Below are 15463 nucleotides of genomic sequence, written 5' to 3'. Positions count from 1 at the left end.
TAAAATAATGAGGAGGTCGAGTTTTAATTACCCGCCTCCTTTTTGCATCTCATGCCCCAGTCTTTTTACTCTGTTGAGAATATTGCAACATGAATAGCTGGAACAGGAGCGATGGATCACGTTGTGTTGTTTTTAACGACTGTTCAATGTGAATCAATCCCAAGTAGGCATTCTCTAAAGATTGCATTGAAAAATTACGTACAGTTTTTAATCCCAATTTAATTCGATAAGGATGAACATTAAGCTGACTTGCTAGGCTCCCTTGTGTAAGGCCACGTTTGCTCAATACCTTTATTTGAATCAACAGACGAAACTGTCCTACTAGCACCGCATTAATTCTTAATGGTGGTTGTTGTCCTGCTAATAGCTGTTGATAAAGATCTAAGGCCTTTATTTGATTATGTTTAAGGACTGCAGTGACTAAATCAAAAATATTTTCATCTAGTGATTGGGGAACTAAAGCGGCTACCATGTTTTGATCAATCTTTTTTTCATAATAAGATAAAATTTTTAATTTAGTTAAGCTTGCATCCATCATCCCATAATCTGCATTAGTTCGTTGGACTAACTCATCCAAGGCCGCTTCTGATATCTCAAAGCCAGCAGTCGACAATTGCTTTTTTACTCTTTGACGAGCTGCTTGTTCATTAAGAGGGCTAGTGTCTACTAACACTGCTGTCTTTTTTAATTGCTTTACAATCCCTTTTCGTCCATCAAGTTTTTCATAGGGAGCTGCAAAGACTAAAATTGTAGAAGGTTCCGGATGTTCAAGATACTTTTTTAGGCTGTCGAGATCATGTTCAATCTTTGAATGTTTTTTTTCACCGGTTAAAAAGAACGGTTTATTGACGATAACTAATCGGCGTTCACCAAAAAATGGAGTCGCCATTGCATCATCCAAAGCAACTGCCAATGGTGTAACCTCCATATCATATCGACCAACATTCATCACCTGTTCATTTTCTGGAATAAGTTTTGTAAAAGCATCAAGCGCCTGTTGTTGGAGAACCTGTTGTTTTCCCAAAATTAAATATACCATTGCTGGGGCTTTAGTTTTTAATTGTGTAGATAATTGGGCAATGTCCAACTCGTTTCATCTCCCCTCAATGTAGTTTTTATTTTTCCATTATGGCCATAGTATACATATTGTATCATTCCAAATTGCTGCGTTGATAAGTAATTAATATTTAATTTCTGAAAGTTTTTTATTGTTATTTCATCGGGATGATGATATCTATTAAATCGTCCAGCTGAAATTATCGCATACTTAGGAGTAATTGTCTGTAAAAATGAATAACTACTAGCAGTTTTACTACCATGGTGACCAGCTTTTAGGATATCTATTTTTAGTTGTGGATACTTTTGAATAACCTTTTCCTCATTTTGCTGGTCCAAATCCCCAGTAAAAAGAAATTTTTTCCCGCCAAATTTCCCGGTTAGCACTAAGGAATCCTCATTTTTTCCTTCTCCAGGAAAGAAAGGATGCAAGATTTGTAACGGAAATGATGATAACTTAACACTATCAGTTACTGGAATTATTATTGGGGTTGTATTCGTAACATTCCTTACTTTATTAAGAAGCGCTGGTTGTTTTTCCATTCCCGCTGGTACAATCACTCTTTTCACCGCTATATTCTCTAAAATTGTTGTTAAATAGCCAATATGATCTGCATCGTGATGGGTTAAACAAATAGTGTCAATTTGACTTATCCCCTTACTCTTCAAATAATTAATGGTTATTCGCTGAGCATCATCTTGAGAATGCCTTGCAGTTGCCCAATTTGGCTTTTTAAAACTTAATTTACCTCCTGTATCAATCATTGTTACTCGGTGATTAAAGGGTTCTCTAATAAGAATTGAATCTCCTTGTCCAATATCAATAAAAGTAACCTCCCCATTAAGCGGAAAATGAATTATTCCACCGGTAATTACATACAACAAAGCTAGTATTTTCCATGATTTTAAGGATGCATCTTGAGAAATAACAAATAAGGACGCGAAAAATAATAAAAGCGCCAAAATTAGCGGCGGCTTCCCAAAATGAATCATTCCCGGAAAATCAGCTAGCCAATTTAAAATATACTGAAAACATCTTAAACCAGCATTAATTAAATATGCGAGTGGTTCAAAAAAACTAAAACTAAGTGCTCCAACTAAGACTGCCGGGAAAATAACTGTAGAAAATAATGGAATTATTAAATAGCTAACTCCAAAGCTCAACAGATGAACCTCATATACATAACTCAATAACGAAGGTAAACTAATTAAATTTAATAATAAAGACTGCTTAAACCCACGTACTGATTCCGGAAGAACTTGAAGAACAAAAGAAAGTAAATAGCTTAATTGCCCACCTAATGTAAGTAATAATAATGGATCAAGGACTAGTCCAATCAATAAACTTAGCGCCCACCCATCAAGACGGTCTAAATTTAAATACCGATGAAGAAGACCAAGTTCAGCCATAATGACTGCTCTGACCAAGCTTGTTGCTCCACCGCCAACGAGCAGATAAAATGGTAAAATAATAATTAAAAATATATCAATTGATTCTTTACGCCACCATAAATGAGCTAAAAGTCGCCGGAATAAATCAGTAAAAAGGACGATATGCATTCCTGAAATACAAAAAAGGTGTAACAGACCAAGCCTTTTAACACTTACCATTAATCCAGCTGAATCTTCATTACTACTACCAATTATTAATTGGTGACAATACGTACTAAGAGGGTAAGGTAAGGTTTCAAAATAAAGGCTGAGTCGTTTTCTTAATGTATGACACCAGCCGATTATTCCCTGCTTTTGCTCATTTACTTGTTCTATTTGAGTAATTTGGACTTGATTACAAATTCTTCGATGATGATTATAAGTTAAATTATCAAATTGATTTTCGTTTGTATGAGGAATCAGCGGTTTTAATTGACCGTTAATAAGCCATATCGATGGTGTGGTAAGCTTATCAATCTTTTTAAGCATCTGTGGTGACTTAAACGACATTATTACAACTTCCCGTTGTCCTGTTTGAACATCAGTTACCATACCCGTCATAAAATTTCCATTAAATTTTAATTCATCGGGGTAAACTAATATTCTTTTGGTAACTTCCATTTGTCTATTTGCCGTAATAGTTGTCCAATTTTTTTGTAAACTGTAACACCAAACCATCATCAATAAACAAGTTAATATTCCAATTTCAAGTACTATTGGTCTTTTTAATATCGCAATTCGATAAAATAAGGCAATCAATAGCAAAATTACCCAATGTGGTCCAAAGAAACTAACTGCTACTAAACTGGCAATTATCGTCGGGAAAAACCAAAAGTGTTGAATAATCTATTTTTGATCTGGGTTAATATATTGATCCAGATCGACCTCTTCTAAAATATTACTATCTAATTTGATTTGATGAAGCGCAACATTTTTTAGTTTAATTAATTTCATTGCGTAATCATCATTGTGATAATTACGAATATAATTTATCTCCCTGATTCCGGTCTGTAACAAACTTTTAGTACACTGCAGGCAAGGAAAATCCGTTACATAAAGGCTTGCTTTATCAGCAGAAACGCCAAATTTAGCACACTGCAAAAGAGCATTCATTTCTGCATGAATAGTTCGCACACAATGTCCATCACGTAAATAACATCCTTCATCAATGCAATGCGCATCGCCAGCAACCGAGCCATTATATCCACCAGCAATTATCCGTTTGTCACGAACTAAAACTGCCCCTACTGATAGTCGATTGCAGGTGCTCCGCGACGCTAATAATGCTGCTTGAATCATAAAATACTGGTCCCAATCAATTCTCTGTTTCATATTATTTCACTCCTCTATAATTGAAATATAGTATAACAAATATCTTCATCAAAAAAATAAAAACTAGATAGATAGATGATCTTTTAGTTTAGTAACAGTTTTTTCGCCAAAACCATTTATCTCTTTAAGTTCGTCAATACTTTTAAACTGACCATGTTCCTGACGGTATTGCAATATTAAATCTGCTTTTTTATCGCCAATTCCAGTAATTTGACATAATTGTTCTTTTGTAGCAGTATTTAGATTTACCTTTGCAGAACCATCGCTTTCACTTTCATTATTAGATGCTGATGGTTCCGTACTGCTAGGGGCTGCTGAACTTTCACCTTGCAACGGAATATAGATCATTTGCTGATCGGTTAATTGTTTAGCTAGATTTACCTGGCGTAAGTCTGCATTTGGTAAGGGCCCACCTGCGACTTTCAATGCTTCGTTCACCCGATCATCCGCTTTCAGCTCATAAACTCCTGGCCTTTTTACAGCTCCTTTTATATCAATTGCGATAGTTTCTTTCATTGTACTGGTAGAAGTTAAACTGCTTCCCGTTTCACTACTTGTTAAAACGGCATTGGTATTTGAAATCAAAGCATCGTTATTGTTTTTATTAAATATCCAATATCCACCAACCACTGCAGCAATCACTATCATAAGCATTTGCATTCGGTATTTTATCCATAGTTCTGACAATTGCTGCACACTTCTCACCTCCCTATAAATATAAATACGTAAAGAAAGCAATTTTGCACTAAAAAAGGTGCTGTGATATAAGTTAGGTTCCTTTCATAAAAGATAAATAGTACTATACAACAATAGTTCTCCATTGCTCGGTAAAACCGAACATTAGAGAACTATTGTTGTTTACAGAGGTTCCTAGAGGCTAACTTCACGTCGAATAACGAAGCCACAAGTGAATTCTGTCTCGCTCCCTTCCTACGATTGGTCAAGAAAAAACATTTAGAAAAGAAGAGTATCCTAAACCAACCCGGTTCTTATTCAAGAATCGAGAATTAAATTAGTAGTATATTAAATTTGTGAGGGGATTATGCCTTCACAAGGACCATTGAGTATACCGATAGTGGTATTTTTCATGGTGCTTAATCATAGATAAGAGACATTTCAGAGTTTTATTCATACAAGCTCCCATGACGACCTTATTCAGTTTTGGATAAGGTCGTCTTTCTTTTAATAGTCAACGATATGACTAGAATTAGCGTGTTGTTGGCAGCCCACATTACCTACAGTAAAATATAAGAGCTTACGGACAATCGAGGTTCCACGCTTATTAATGTGGTCTTGACCTAAATGGATTCCAGATAGGTAACGACGAATATCAATTTCGCCAAAGGCATTAAACTGATTGTAGAACCGGCTAAGTTCATGAAGAGTAAGATAGTCCTTTGGTCAAGAAACTGTTAGCCGCAAAGAGTTTTCTTGGACAGTAAGGACAATTCGATGAGCATCTTTCTGGTCGGTCTTAACTCGTCGTAGACTTGCGAATTTTAAATGAAGCTCTAGTAGATTAAAACGGCAAAAGCAGAGACCATTAGTTTCACAGAAATGTTCGATCACTCGAGAATAAATTCCGGCCGCTTCAAAGTAAATAATCGGAGTTTGTGCTTGCTTAACCATATCAAGCAAATTGAAAAAGCTTGACCTAGTATGGACTAGCTGAAATTCTTTTATGCACTGTTTACCCCGCTACCAGACGCTATAACCTTTCCCCCCATTGAAACATCCAAAGCAATTATATCGGTCATAAGAAGACTTACTTTATAGAAATAGAGCTAACCACCATCTTAAATTTGCACTTCATTTCCTAAATACTCGAACTTGCGGTTCTCGTAACCTAAAAGCAAAATATCAAATCAAAGATAGCGAAGGTCATTTTTTGATACGAACCCGAAGTCCCTGGAGCATGATCGATCTTAGCTCTATCTTCAAAGTAACAAAAAAGTCCAGGACAATAATTATTTTTGTCCTGAACTAATCTTAGGCTGTTTTATTTTACTTATGAGTTTGTAAATATTTCACCGCGTCATCAAAGGAGGTGACAGGGACAACCTTCATCCCCGGTGCATATTTTTTAGCTGCCTTTTTAGCCATTTGGTAATTAGTCAAATGGTCTTCTTCATACTTAAGAATCTCTTTCGTTGGCTTTATATAAGGAGCGAAGAAAATCGTGGCTCCTGCACGGTGCGCAGCGATTACTTTTTTATCAATCCCACCAATTTCTCCAACTGTTCCATCTGAATTTATCGTTCCCGTTCCGGCGATTTTACGTCCATGCTGCAAATTTTTTCCACTAATCTGTTGATATATTTGTAAACTGAACATTAAGCCACCAGATGGACCACCATATTGACCGGCATCAACTTTTACGGGAATCTTAGTTTTAACTTGCATATTATTAGTAAGAATGATCCCTATTCCAGGCTTATTAGTATTAGCAATTCTAACAAGCGGGTGAGTTACAGTTTTAGTTTTTCCATCCCGAATATAAGTAACCGCTAATGGCGTTCCTAATTTTTTAGTACCAATATATTTTTGAAAGCCTTGAGCAGTATTAAAGTGATGGCCATCTACTTTGGTAATCGTGTCTCCAACATGAATATCATGTTTAAATTTAGAATTAGGCTGAACCTGCAAGACATAAATTCCTAGATAGCGTCGTGTAACTTTTTGATGAGCAGCATTGTAGGCAACCGCAATCGCTTCATTAATTGAACTATCCATATAAAATTTCTGAACACGGTCATAAGTCGCACTATTTTGACCACCAGTTACATCCTCAACGCTTTCAATTGACATATAGGGCACCATTTTGGCATATAAATAAGTTGCCGGATGAGCACGCTGAATCGCCACAGACGTCAACATAAAACTACCTTTATATCGATCTGGATGCCCCTTTATTTTAACAAAGGACTGCAAATCAGCCGCAGTTCCTGGACTCTCGATATAGGAATTTAGGGGCCAGAACAAAAAGCATCCCAACAAGAGGACAAGTCCTAAAACAATTCCTATTCGTCTTAATATTACATTATCTTGCTTTTTCATTATCTTTCTTAACCCGCAACATTTCTCGTTTCATTAACCGCTTTTTCAGTGCTTCATTAATATTAGCGGGAAGATAAGCTGAGATATCTCCCCCCGCTGATGTGACTTCTTTTAATAAACTACTAGATAAGTGCTGATATTCAGGTTTAGCAAGGAAAAAGACGGTTTCACACTGATCATCTAAAAAATTATTCATCGCTGCAATATCACGTTCATATTGAAAATCAGTAGTATTACGCAACCCGCGCATTAAGTAGTCTGCACCAATCCGATTCATTAGATCAACAGTTAAACCCTCAGTTGTAATAACAGAAACGTTATCTAACCCACTAACAGCTTCTTTAATCTGAGCTACCCGTTCTTCAACGGTAAACAGCGGATTTTTACTTTCATTAGTCATCACTGCTACTGCCAATTGATCAAATAATGCACTTCCTCGTTTAATTAAATCTAAATGTCCAAGTGTTAATGGGTCAAATGATCCCGGAAAAACTGCAACTTTCATTATTTGGATTCTCCTTCATATTGATAAATTGTTAAAACCGTAATTCCATATTCCTGACGTCGAATAAAGTTAAAGCCAGCCAAATTTATTGGTAAGTTTGCATTTTGATCAGTTTCTGCCACAATTATGGCCTTCTTAGCTAACAAATTATTTTTAACCATCTGCTCAATATTATTAACAATTTGCTGTTTAGCATATGGCGGATCTAAAAAAACTAAATTAAATTTCACTTCGTCTTTTGCTAATAAATTCAATGCTTTGTGAGCATCCATTTTATAGACTTTAAATTGTTCAACATGTTTTGTAACATCAATATTCTTCTTAATTGTTTTGATTGCTTGATATTGACGGTCAACTAAAACTGCTTGATTGATTCCACGCGAGACAGCCTCAATACTTAAGCCGCCACTTCCAGCAAATAAGTCGAGACTGTTTCCACCATTAAAGTAGGGACCAATTATATTAAACAATGCTTCTTTAACTTTATCAGTCGTTGGACGAGTTGCCATTCCTGGAACAGCACTAAGTTTCCGCCCACCAAAATCTCCTGCAACAATTCTCATTTTTTATCATCCTCATCATGTAATTGATAGACCCCCGTTAATTCAAGGTCAGCTAACGTTGGATCTAAATCAGGCCGTGCTGATAATTCAACTTTCTTTACTGCACGTAACCGACTTACTTTCTCTTTAATTTTTTCTACCTCACTCTGGTCCACATACATCACCACATAATGCATTCGACGAGAAATATAATCAATCTGGCCGTAATGACGGAGAGAACGAATCACACGATGATTATTAATATAAATTATCAGAGAACGCCGTGGAATTAAGTTAAACATTCTTTACGCCTCCTGATTCAGGAATAAATGGTTTTCCCATTACCAAACGATCACGATTCTGTTGCATACTAATATTCATTATAATTCCCACCGTTGCAGAAAGAATCAACATACTTGATCCTCCATAACTAATAAAGGGGAAGGTAACCCCGGTAATCGGCAAGAGGCCGAGAACCCCACCGATATTAAAAAGAGTTTCAACCGTAAAGAATGTTGCGGAACCATAGCAAATTAGTGTTTGGTACAAACTATCTGCACGAACACCCACTTGAATAATCCGACAAATCAAAAAGAGTAAAGTGATCAAAATTGCAGTTACACCAACTAAGCCTAATTCCTCACTAGTAATTGACATAATAAAGTCAGTATTGGGCTCAGGTAAATAACCCATTTTCTGGATACTATTTCCTAATCCTACCCCAAACACTCCTCCATTACTAATTGCATAATAAGAGTTAACCAGTTGGCTTCCGGAACCACTAGCATTTCCAAAGGGATTTAAAAAGGCAACAAAACGTGCAACCTGGTATCCACCACCTTGGAGTAAACCACTTTCAACTAGTCGTTCCAATCCAAGATAGCCCACTGCTGGCAAAACAAGAATTATTCCCAAACCAACACCCCATTTATAGTCCGCTGCTAAAAGCATAATTGCAATAATTGCCCCGTTAATCGCCATTCCCCCAATATCTGGTTGAATCATAATTAACCCAAGAAAGACTGCAATTATGAGCCAGGGGCCTTTGGCATCAGTGGTAAAATGTTGGCCACGTTGCCGAATTTTAGCCATTCGATCAGCTAAATATAAGATAAAATATAGCTTACAAATTTCCACTGGTTGAATATTAAAGAAACCTAAAGATATCCAACCCTTAGCTCCATTAACTGCCCGACTAAAAACCAAAACAATAATAAGGAGAAGCCCTACCACTAGTGTTGAATCGCGTAAAAACCTTGGTGTTCGATAATGCCGTAAAGGATAATTTGCCATAAATGTCATTACCATGACTCCCATCACAACATATATTGTTTGTTTTATTAAATATCCCAATGGGGTCCCACCATTTTGCATTTCAATGGAAGCACTCGCTGAATAGACCATTACAATTCCTACTAAGCATAAAGCAAGATAAGGAACTAAAAGATAATAATCAAGGTAGCGGACGTTATTCCATACAGAACGAATCTTACGGAATCTTAATTTCTTTTTCTTCACAAAGTGCACCTACCTAAAACAAAATACAATCATTATTATACAACAAAAAAAAGCTCAGAAAGCCAATTAGCCTCCCAAGCTTTTTAAATATTTACTTTCGTGAAGCAGCACGACGACGCTTAGCTTCCTTTTCACGAGCATTTGTGTTAAGGGTTTTCTTTCGTAAACGGATGTTTTCTGGAGTTACTTCACAGTATTCATCTTCATTTAAGAATTCTAGTGATTCTTCAAGGGAGAAGTGTGTAGGTGTCTTAATGTGAGCCATTTCATCAGAACCGGCAGCACGAACGTTAGTTAAGTTCTTACCCTTGGTGATGTTAACAGTAATATCATTTTCACGACTGTTTTCACCAACGATCATACCTTCATAAACTTCAGTACCTGGATCAATTAATAATTGACCACGACTTTCGATACCCATCATTGCGTAGGTAGTAGCCTTACCAGCATTCATTGATACAAGAGTACCTTTTTGACGTCCAGGATTCCAGTTCTTAATAACTGGTGCGTACTTTTCAAAGGTATGACTCATGATTCCGTAACCACGGGTCATAGTCATAAATTCAGTTGAATACCCAATCAAGCCACGTGATGGTGCCAAGAAAATAAGCCGAGTTTGTCCGTTTTCACCTGGTTCCATGTTCTTCATTTCACCCTTACGCTTAGAAAGGCTATCAATAACTGCACCAGTATATTCATCTGGAGTATCAATTTGAACTTCTTCAAATGGTTCACTCATTACTCCATCAATTTCGCGATAAATAACTTGTGGACGTGATACAGACAATTCATATCCCTCACGCCGTAAAGTTTCGATCAAGATAGAAAGATGCAATTCACCACGACCAGAAACAGTCCATGCACCTGGGTCATCAGTATCTTCAACCTTTAAGGATACATCAGTTTGCATTTCACGCTTCAAACGATCTTCAAGCTGACGGGCAGTAACAAATTTACCTTCACGACCAGCAAACGGAGAATCATTAGTCCGGAAAGTCATTTGTAATGTAGGTGGATCAATCCGTAATGGAGTGATTGCTTCTGGATGTTCTGGATCAGTCACAGTTTCACCAACGTTGATGTCTTCCATACCAGAAACCGCAATTAAGTCACCAGCTTTAGCTTCTTTAATTTCTAACCGCTTCAAACCGAAGAAACCAAAAAGCTTAGTAACCCGGAAATTCTTCTTTGAGCCATCAAGCTTCATTAAGGTAACATTATCGCCGACCTTAATCTTACCACGGAAGACACGACCAATACCGATACGACCAACAAAGTCATTATAATCCAAAATAGCAACTTGGAATTGGAGTGGTTCATCAGCATTATCTACTGGAGCAGGAATGGTCTTGATGATAGTGTCAAACAATGGCTTCATTGTGTGCTCTTGAGTAGAAACATCTGAATCATAACTTGAAGTACCGTTCATTGCTGAAGTGTAAACAACTGGGAAGTCGAGTTGATCTTCATCTGCACCCAATTCGATAAAGAGGTCAAGAACTTCATCAACAACTTCTTCTGGACGAGCACCTTTACGGTCAACCTTGTTAATTACAACGATTGGTGTTAAGTGTTGTTCAAGAGCCTTCTTAAGAACAAACCGTGTTTGAGGCATCGTCCCTTCGAAAGCATCCACAACAAGCAATACACCATCAACCATCTTCATAACACGTTCAACTTCACCACCGAAGTCCGCGTGTCCTGGTGTATCTAAGATGTTAATTTGGTGATTGTCATATTTAACAGCAGTATTTTTTGAAAGAATAGTAATACCACGTTCACGCTCAATAGCGTTAGTATCCATCGCACGATCTTCAATTGAGAAGTGTTCTGGTAAAGTATCTGATTGCTTCAACATTTCGTTAACTAAGGTAGTTTTACCGTGGTCAACGTGGGCAATAATCGCAATGTTACGAATGTCGTCACGAGTTTTCAAAACTTGATTCTCCCTTTCGTCATATCATTTTTAAGTCGAACAGCAGCGGCCTATCAATAGCCAATTTCATAAAAAAACTGTGACATCGCGGTCACAGCCTCGACAACTAATTGATGATTTGTCGAATATCTCGACTAACCTGCCTCGTTGCTACTAATACAAGATTAGATGATAACACATTAATAGAACTACCGTCAATTGATTTCACAACTAAGCCTAATTCTTCTGCTAACATTCGCCCAGCAGCAAGGTCCCATGGCTTTAAATTCGAGATATATCCACCTAATTGACCAGTGATCACACCAATCATCTCAATACCAGCACTTCCATACATCCGTAAACCAATTGCGTCTTGAGCAATCTTTTTCAAGGCTGGATTCCCGCTTAAAGTTAATGTCCGATTCATCGCTAACAGACTTTCTCGCAAGCCTAAGTCAGCTGGTTGACTAATTTTTTGGTTGTCAACATAAACGCCGGCACCCGTTCGCCCATGATAAAGACGATTATTAATTACATCCAAAATATAACCAAGGACTGGTTGACCATCAACATATAATGCTAACATAACAGCAAAATTATTATGTTGTTTAACAAAATTCATTGTTCCATCAATTGGATCAACAATCCAAACATGGCCTTGCATATTATTTATTTGCTGATCACCAAACCCTTCTTCACTTAAGATTTGACTATCCGGATCAATTTTTCGTAGTTGATCATTTATTAATTGTTCATTTTCCCGGTCAATTGTCGTTACAAGATCTGTATAATTCGTCTTAGTATCGATCTGGTAATCATTTTCCATTTTCTGGTAGGCATTTTGACCTGCTTGACGGATTAATTGTTGTGCTTTTTGATCTAATACTTCAATACTAATCATTTTTTACTCAACCATCTTAATTCTCTTATCTGCTGAATTTTGTGCTGCTTTAACAACGCGGTAAAGAACATAACTAGAATTCTTTTCAAACTCACGACCCAATTGTTTCTCTTCAGCTTTTGAAGGAACGACCTGCTTAAAATCACGATAACAATTTAAAATTTTATCTCGGTCAACTCCGACTTCATAAGCATCTTCAACCGCCCTAAACATGGCAATTACTGTTTCCATCTCTTTGGTGGTCCATGACGGATCAAGTGGATAACTATAGTTTTGTGAATTCATTTTGCCCCTCCATTCTTTTCCTACTTGTATTATACTATCCAAATAGAAATTTAGGAATAAAAGGCCTAAAAGAATCCAAATAGAAAAGTTCTTAGTACACTCAAAATTGAGTCACTAGGAACTTTTTCTAAGTTTAATTTATCAAAATTTAGATATGTGTTGGGAAGCCAAGCGCAATGTCTGCAGCTTCTTGAACAGGTTCATTCAATGTTGGGTGTGGATGAATTGTTAAAGCAACGTCTTCAACATTCATTCCACAGTTGACAATCAGTGAAAGTTCACCCGCAAGGTCACTAACACCAGGACCAACACCTTGAGCACCAATAACATTCTTCTTATCTTTAGTATAAATTAAGCGAATAAATCCTTCCGCAGCATCAAGAGAAACGGCACGAGCATTACCAGCAAATGGGAATTGAGCAGTAGATACATCAATTCCTTTATCTTTAGCTTCTTCAACCGTCATACCAACTTGAGCTAATTCCGGATCAGCAAAGCAAACCATCGGTACTCCAACCCAATCGTTAGCAGTATTTTTACCAGCAATTGCGCCAGCGGCAGTTTTAGCTTCAAAGAATGCCTTGTGAGCAAGAGCAGGACCAGGAACAATATCTCCAATAGCCCAAATACCAGGTACATTCGTCCGCCCTTGTTCATCAACAATTACTTGATGACGGTCGTTTAACTTAACATTTGTCATATCAAGCCCAAAATCATCAGTATTTGGTTTACGGCCAACAGATACCATGCAGTAGTCTGCTTTAATGCTCTTTTCACTGCCATCGACTTCATAAGTGACAGTAACACTATTTTCATCTTGCTGAGAATCTTTAGCCATTGCCTTAGTTACAATGTCCACGCCCTTCTTTTCAAGATTCTTGACAACAATATCAACCATATCATGGTCAAATCCACCAAGAATTGAATCAGTACCTTCAATAATCGTTACATGAGCACCAAGATCGGCATAGGCACCAGCTAATTCTGTACCAATGTAGCCACCACCAATTACAACTAATTCTGCTGGTACTTCCTTGAGGTTTAAGCCACCAGTTGAATCAATCACACGGCCTTCAAACTTAAAATGGGGAATTTCTACTGGATGACTTCCTGTTGCAAGAATCAAGTTCTTCCACGCGATAGTCCGACCATTATCATTATCCATGAATTGCTTTGGACCGGGCTTAATTACACGAAGTTGATGGTCATTATCGAGAATTGCCTCGCCATCAATAACTTCAACTTTATGCTTCTTTAAAAGCATCTTAACTCCACGAATCATCCGGTCAACAACTTTATGGTCCTTCCATTCTTGAGTCTTAGTAAAGTCTAGCTTTGCATCAGTCTTAGAAATACCATAAATAGATGAATCTAAAGTTTCTTGGTAACGGTGGCCAGCAGCAATTAATGCTTTAGATGGTACACATCCAATATTTAGACAAACACCACCTAAACCTGGTTCACCCTTATCAATTAAGGTAACCTTTTGACCTAATTCTGAAGCTCGAATAGCGGCTACATAACCACCAGGACCTCCACCAACAATTACTGTATCCTTTTGTTCAACATCAGCCATTATCTAACCCTCCATCATCAATAATTCTGGATCATGTAATAACTTGTTCATGTAGTTCAATGCATGTTGTGCAAGTCCACCATCAATTAAACGGTGATCGTAAGTCAATGATAACTTCATCATTCGGCCAACAACAATTTCACCATCTTCGTTAACGTATGGTTCCTTGTCAATTCGACCAACACCAAGAATTGCAACATCTGGTTGGTTGATAACAGGGGTGAACCAGCCACCGCCAATTGAACCAATATTACTGATGCTGATAGTCCGGCCAGCCATTGATTCTGGACTTAGCTTGTTGTCAAAGGCTGCTTGAGTATTTTCAGTAATTTCCTTAGCAATCTCAAACATACTCTTAGAATCTGCATTCTTAATATTTGGATTATAGAGACCGTGGTCAGTGTTAGTAAGGATTCCAACATTGTAGTAGTGCTTGTAAACAATTTCTTGAGTAGAATCATCAATTGAAGCATTTAATTCTGGGAACTTCTTACATGTGGCAACTAAAGCCTTAATAATGTATGGCAAGAAAGTTAAATGAATATCTTGTTCTGCAGCAACTGCCTTGTACTTCTTGCGACTAGCCATTAAAGCAGATACTTCAACTTCATCAAATGACGTAACATGTGGTGAGATATCCTTTGATTCACGAGTAGTCTTAGCGATGATCTTCCGCATGTTAGACATTGGTTCACGTTCTTCAAGGTCAGCATTCCATGGCTTGATGGTATTACCAGCTGTCTTAGCCGCAACAGGAGCAGTCTTAGCTGACGTAGATGTACTCTTTTCTTCCTTAGCTGGAGCAGCTGACCCATTAAAGTTATCAATATCTTCTTTAAGAACTTGACCGTGATTCCCACTTGGTTGGACAAGTGAGATATCAACACCTTTATCACGGGCATATTGACGAACAGAAGGCATTGCCATTACAAGCTTATTTGGTTCTGCAAGGGGAGCCACTCCACCCTTTGAAGAATTATCTTCTGAAGGGGAATCTGTAGCTGGAGCAGTGGATTCTTCACTCTCAGTAGCCTCCTCACTACCTGTATCAGTTTCATCATCATCGTCTTCACTTTCGACATTTGTACTAATACCTGGCTTACCATCATCAATTTCAGCGAGCTTGTCGCCCTTTTCAACATGGTCGTCTTCTTTTACAAATAATTTTTTGATAGTTCCATCAACTGGAGATACCAATTGCGTAGTTGACTTGTCAGTTTGAATTTCAATTAAAGGATCATCAGCTTTAATTGCTTCTCCTTCTTTAACAAGCCAAGAAGCAACATCACCTTCAGTTAATCCTTCTCCCATTTCTGGTAATCTAAAAATGTATGCCATATCGTAT

At 37.5% G+C, this 15463-nt stretch carries 14 protein-coding genes; all 14 read right to left on the bottom strand.

Going from position 1 to position 15463, the window contains the following annotated elements:
* Positions 1–49: 49 nt before the first annotated feature.
* Positions 50–1087 carry a DNA polymerase III subunit delta gene (gene holA / locus H5R88_RS04775; RefSeq protein ID WP_182578231.1) on the bottom strand — a complete coding sequence of 346 codons (1038 nt, stop codon included), beginning with the start codon at positions 1085–1087 and terminating at the stop codon, positions 50–52.
* Positions 1057–3168, bottom strand: a complete 2112-nt coding sequence (locus H5R88_RS04770; protein ID WP_182600446.1) for a DNA internalization-related competence protein ComEC/Rec2 — start codon at positions 3166–3168, stop codon at positions 1057–1059. Before H5R88_RS04770 ends, holA begins: the two co-directional genes overlap by 31 nt.
* Positions 3169–3333: 165 nt before the next feature.
* Complete coding sequence (locus H5R88_RS04765) at positions 3334–3819, bottom strand: ComE operon protein 2 (RefSeq protein ID WP_182578230.1); 486 nt, start codon at positions 3817–3819, stop codon at positions 3334–3336.
* Between the two features lie 63 nt (positions 3820–3882).
* Positions 3883–4515, bottom strand: a complete 633-nt coding sequence (locus H5R88_RS04760; protein WP_182578229.1) for a helix-hairpin-helix domain-containing protein — start codon at positions 4513–4515, stop codon at positions 3883–3885.
* A gap of 1308 nt (positions 4516–5823) precedes the next feature.
* Positions 5824–6876, bottom strand: coding sequence for a SepM family pheromone-processing serine protease (locus tag H5R88_RS04755; RefSeq protein WP_182578228.1), 1053 nt, complete (start codon positions 6874–6876; stop codon positions 5824–5826).
* The gene (gene coaD / locus H5R88_RS04750) at positions 6860–7381 is read right to left on the bottom strand and encodes a pantetheine-phosphate adenylyltransferase (RefSeq protein WP_182578227.1); all 522 of its coding nucleotides are present in this window, start codon (positions 7379–7381) and stop codon (positions 6860–6862) included. Before coaD ends, H5R88_RS04755 begins: the two co-directional genes overlap by 17 nt.
* Positions 7381–7944, bottom strand: coding sequence for a 16S rRNA (guanine(966)-N(2))-methyltransferase RsmD (rsmD, locus tag H5R88_RS04745; RefSeq protein WP_182600387.1), 564 nt, complete (start codon positions 7942–7944; stop codon positions 7381–7383). The genes coaD and rsmD overlap by 1 nt, the downstream gene beginning before the upstream one ends.
* Positions 7941–8225: a YlbG family protein gene (locus tag H5R88_RS04740; RefSeq protein WP_182578225.1), complete on the bottom strand. Its 285-nt coding sequence runs from the start codon at positions 8223–8225 to the stop codon at positions 7941–7943. The genes rsmD and H5R88_RS04740 overlap by 4 nt, the downstream gene beginning before the upstream one ends.
* Positions 8218–9441, bottom strand: coding sequence for an FtsW/RodA/SpoVE family cell cycle protein (locus H5R88_RS04735; RefSeq protein ID WP_182578224.1), 1224 nt, complete (start codon positions 9439–9441; stop codon positions 8218–8220). Before H5R88_RS04735 ends, H5R88_RS04740 begins: the two co-directional genes overlap by 8 nt.
* 91 nt (positions 9442–9532) lie before the next feature.
* Entirely contained in the window at positions 9533–11377 is a 1845-nt protein-coding gene (typA, locus tag H5R88_RS04730; RefSeq protein WP_182578223.1) for a translational GTPase TypA, read from the bottom strand.
* A gap of 106 nt (positions 11378–11483) precedes the next feature.
* Positions 11484–12257 (bottom strand): inositol monophosphatase family protein, encoded by a 774-nt coding sequence (locus H5R88_RS04725; protein ID WP_182600386.1) that lies wholly within the window; start codon positions 12255–12257, stop codon positions 11484–11486.
* Between the two features lie 3 nt (positions 12258–12260).
* Entirely contained in the window at positions 12261–12542 is a 282-nt protein-coding gene (locus H5R88_RS04720; protein ID WP_182578221.1) for a UPF0223 family protein, read from the bottom strand.
* A 148-nt stretch (positions 12543–12690) separates the two neighbouring features.
* Positions 12691–14118, bottom strand: coding sequence for a dihydrolipoyl dehydrogenase (gene lpdA / locus H5R88_RS04715; RefSeq protein WP_182578220.1), 1428 nt, complete (start codon positions 14116–14118; stop codon positions 12691–12693).
* A gap of 3 nt (positions 14119–14121) precedes the next feature.
* The gene (locus H5R88_RS04710; protein WP_182600385.1) at positions 14122–15456 is read right to left on the bottom strand and encodes a 2-oxo acid dehydrogenase subunit E2; all 1335 of its coding nucleotides are present in this window, start codon (positions 15454–15456) and stop codon (positions 14122–14124) included.
* Positions 15457–15463 lie beyond the last annotated feature (7 nt).

The sequence above is a fragment of the Limosilactobacillus agrestis genome, assembly GCF_014145585.1.
Lineage (GTDB): Bacteria > Bacillota > Bacilli > Lactobacillales > Lactobacillaceae > Limosilactobacillus > Limosilactobacillus agrestis.
Note: the sequence above shows the minus strand (reverse complement) of the source record. Positions and strands in the feature narration are given on the sequence as shown.

Excerpts from the sequence above, each read along its gene's own strand:
- H5R88_RS04725 (WP_182600386.1), bottom strand. The coding sequence starts at position 12,257 with ATGATTAGTATTGAAGTATTAGATCAAAAAGCACAACAATTAATCCGT.
- rsmD (WP_182600387.1), bottom strand. The coding sequence starts at position 7,944 with ATGAGAATTGTTGCAGGAGATTTTGGTGGGCGGAAACTTAGTGCTGTT.
- H5R88_RS04720 (WP_182578221.1), bottom strand. The coding sequence starts at position 12,542 with ATGAATTCACAAAACTATAGTTATCCACTTGATCCGTCATGGACCACC.
- H5R88_RS04765 (WP_182578230.1), bottom strand. The coding sequence starts at position 3,819 with ATGAAACAGAGAATTGATTGGGACCAGTATTTTATGATTCAAGCAGCA.
- lpdA (WP_182578220.1), bottom strand. The coding sequence starts at position 14,118 with ATGGCTGATGTTGAACAAAAGGATACAGTAATTGTTGGTGGAGGTCCT.
- H5R88_RS04740 (WP_182578225.1), bottom strand. The coding sequence starts at position 8,225 with ATGTTTAACTTAATTCCACGGCGTTCTCTGATAATTTATATTAATAAT.
- coaD (WP_182578227.1), bottom strand. The coding sequence starts at position 7,381 with ATGAAAGTTGCAGTTTTTCCGGGATCATTTGACCCATTAACACTTGGA.
- H5R88_RS04770 (WP_182600446.1), bottom strand. The coding sequence starts at position 3,168 with ATGATGGTTTGGTGTTACAGTTTACAAAAAAATTGGACAACTATTACG.
- H5R88_RS04710 (WP_182600385.1), bottom strand. The coding sequence starts at position 15,456 with ATGGCATACATTTTTAGATTACCAGAAATGGGAGAAGGATTAACTGAA.
- H5R88_RS04755 (WP_182578228.1), bottom strand. The coding sequence starts at position 6,876 with ATGAAAAAGCAAGATAATGTAATATTAAGACGAATAGGAATTGTTTTA.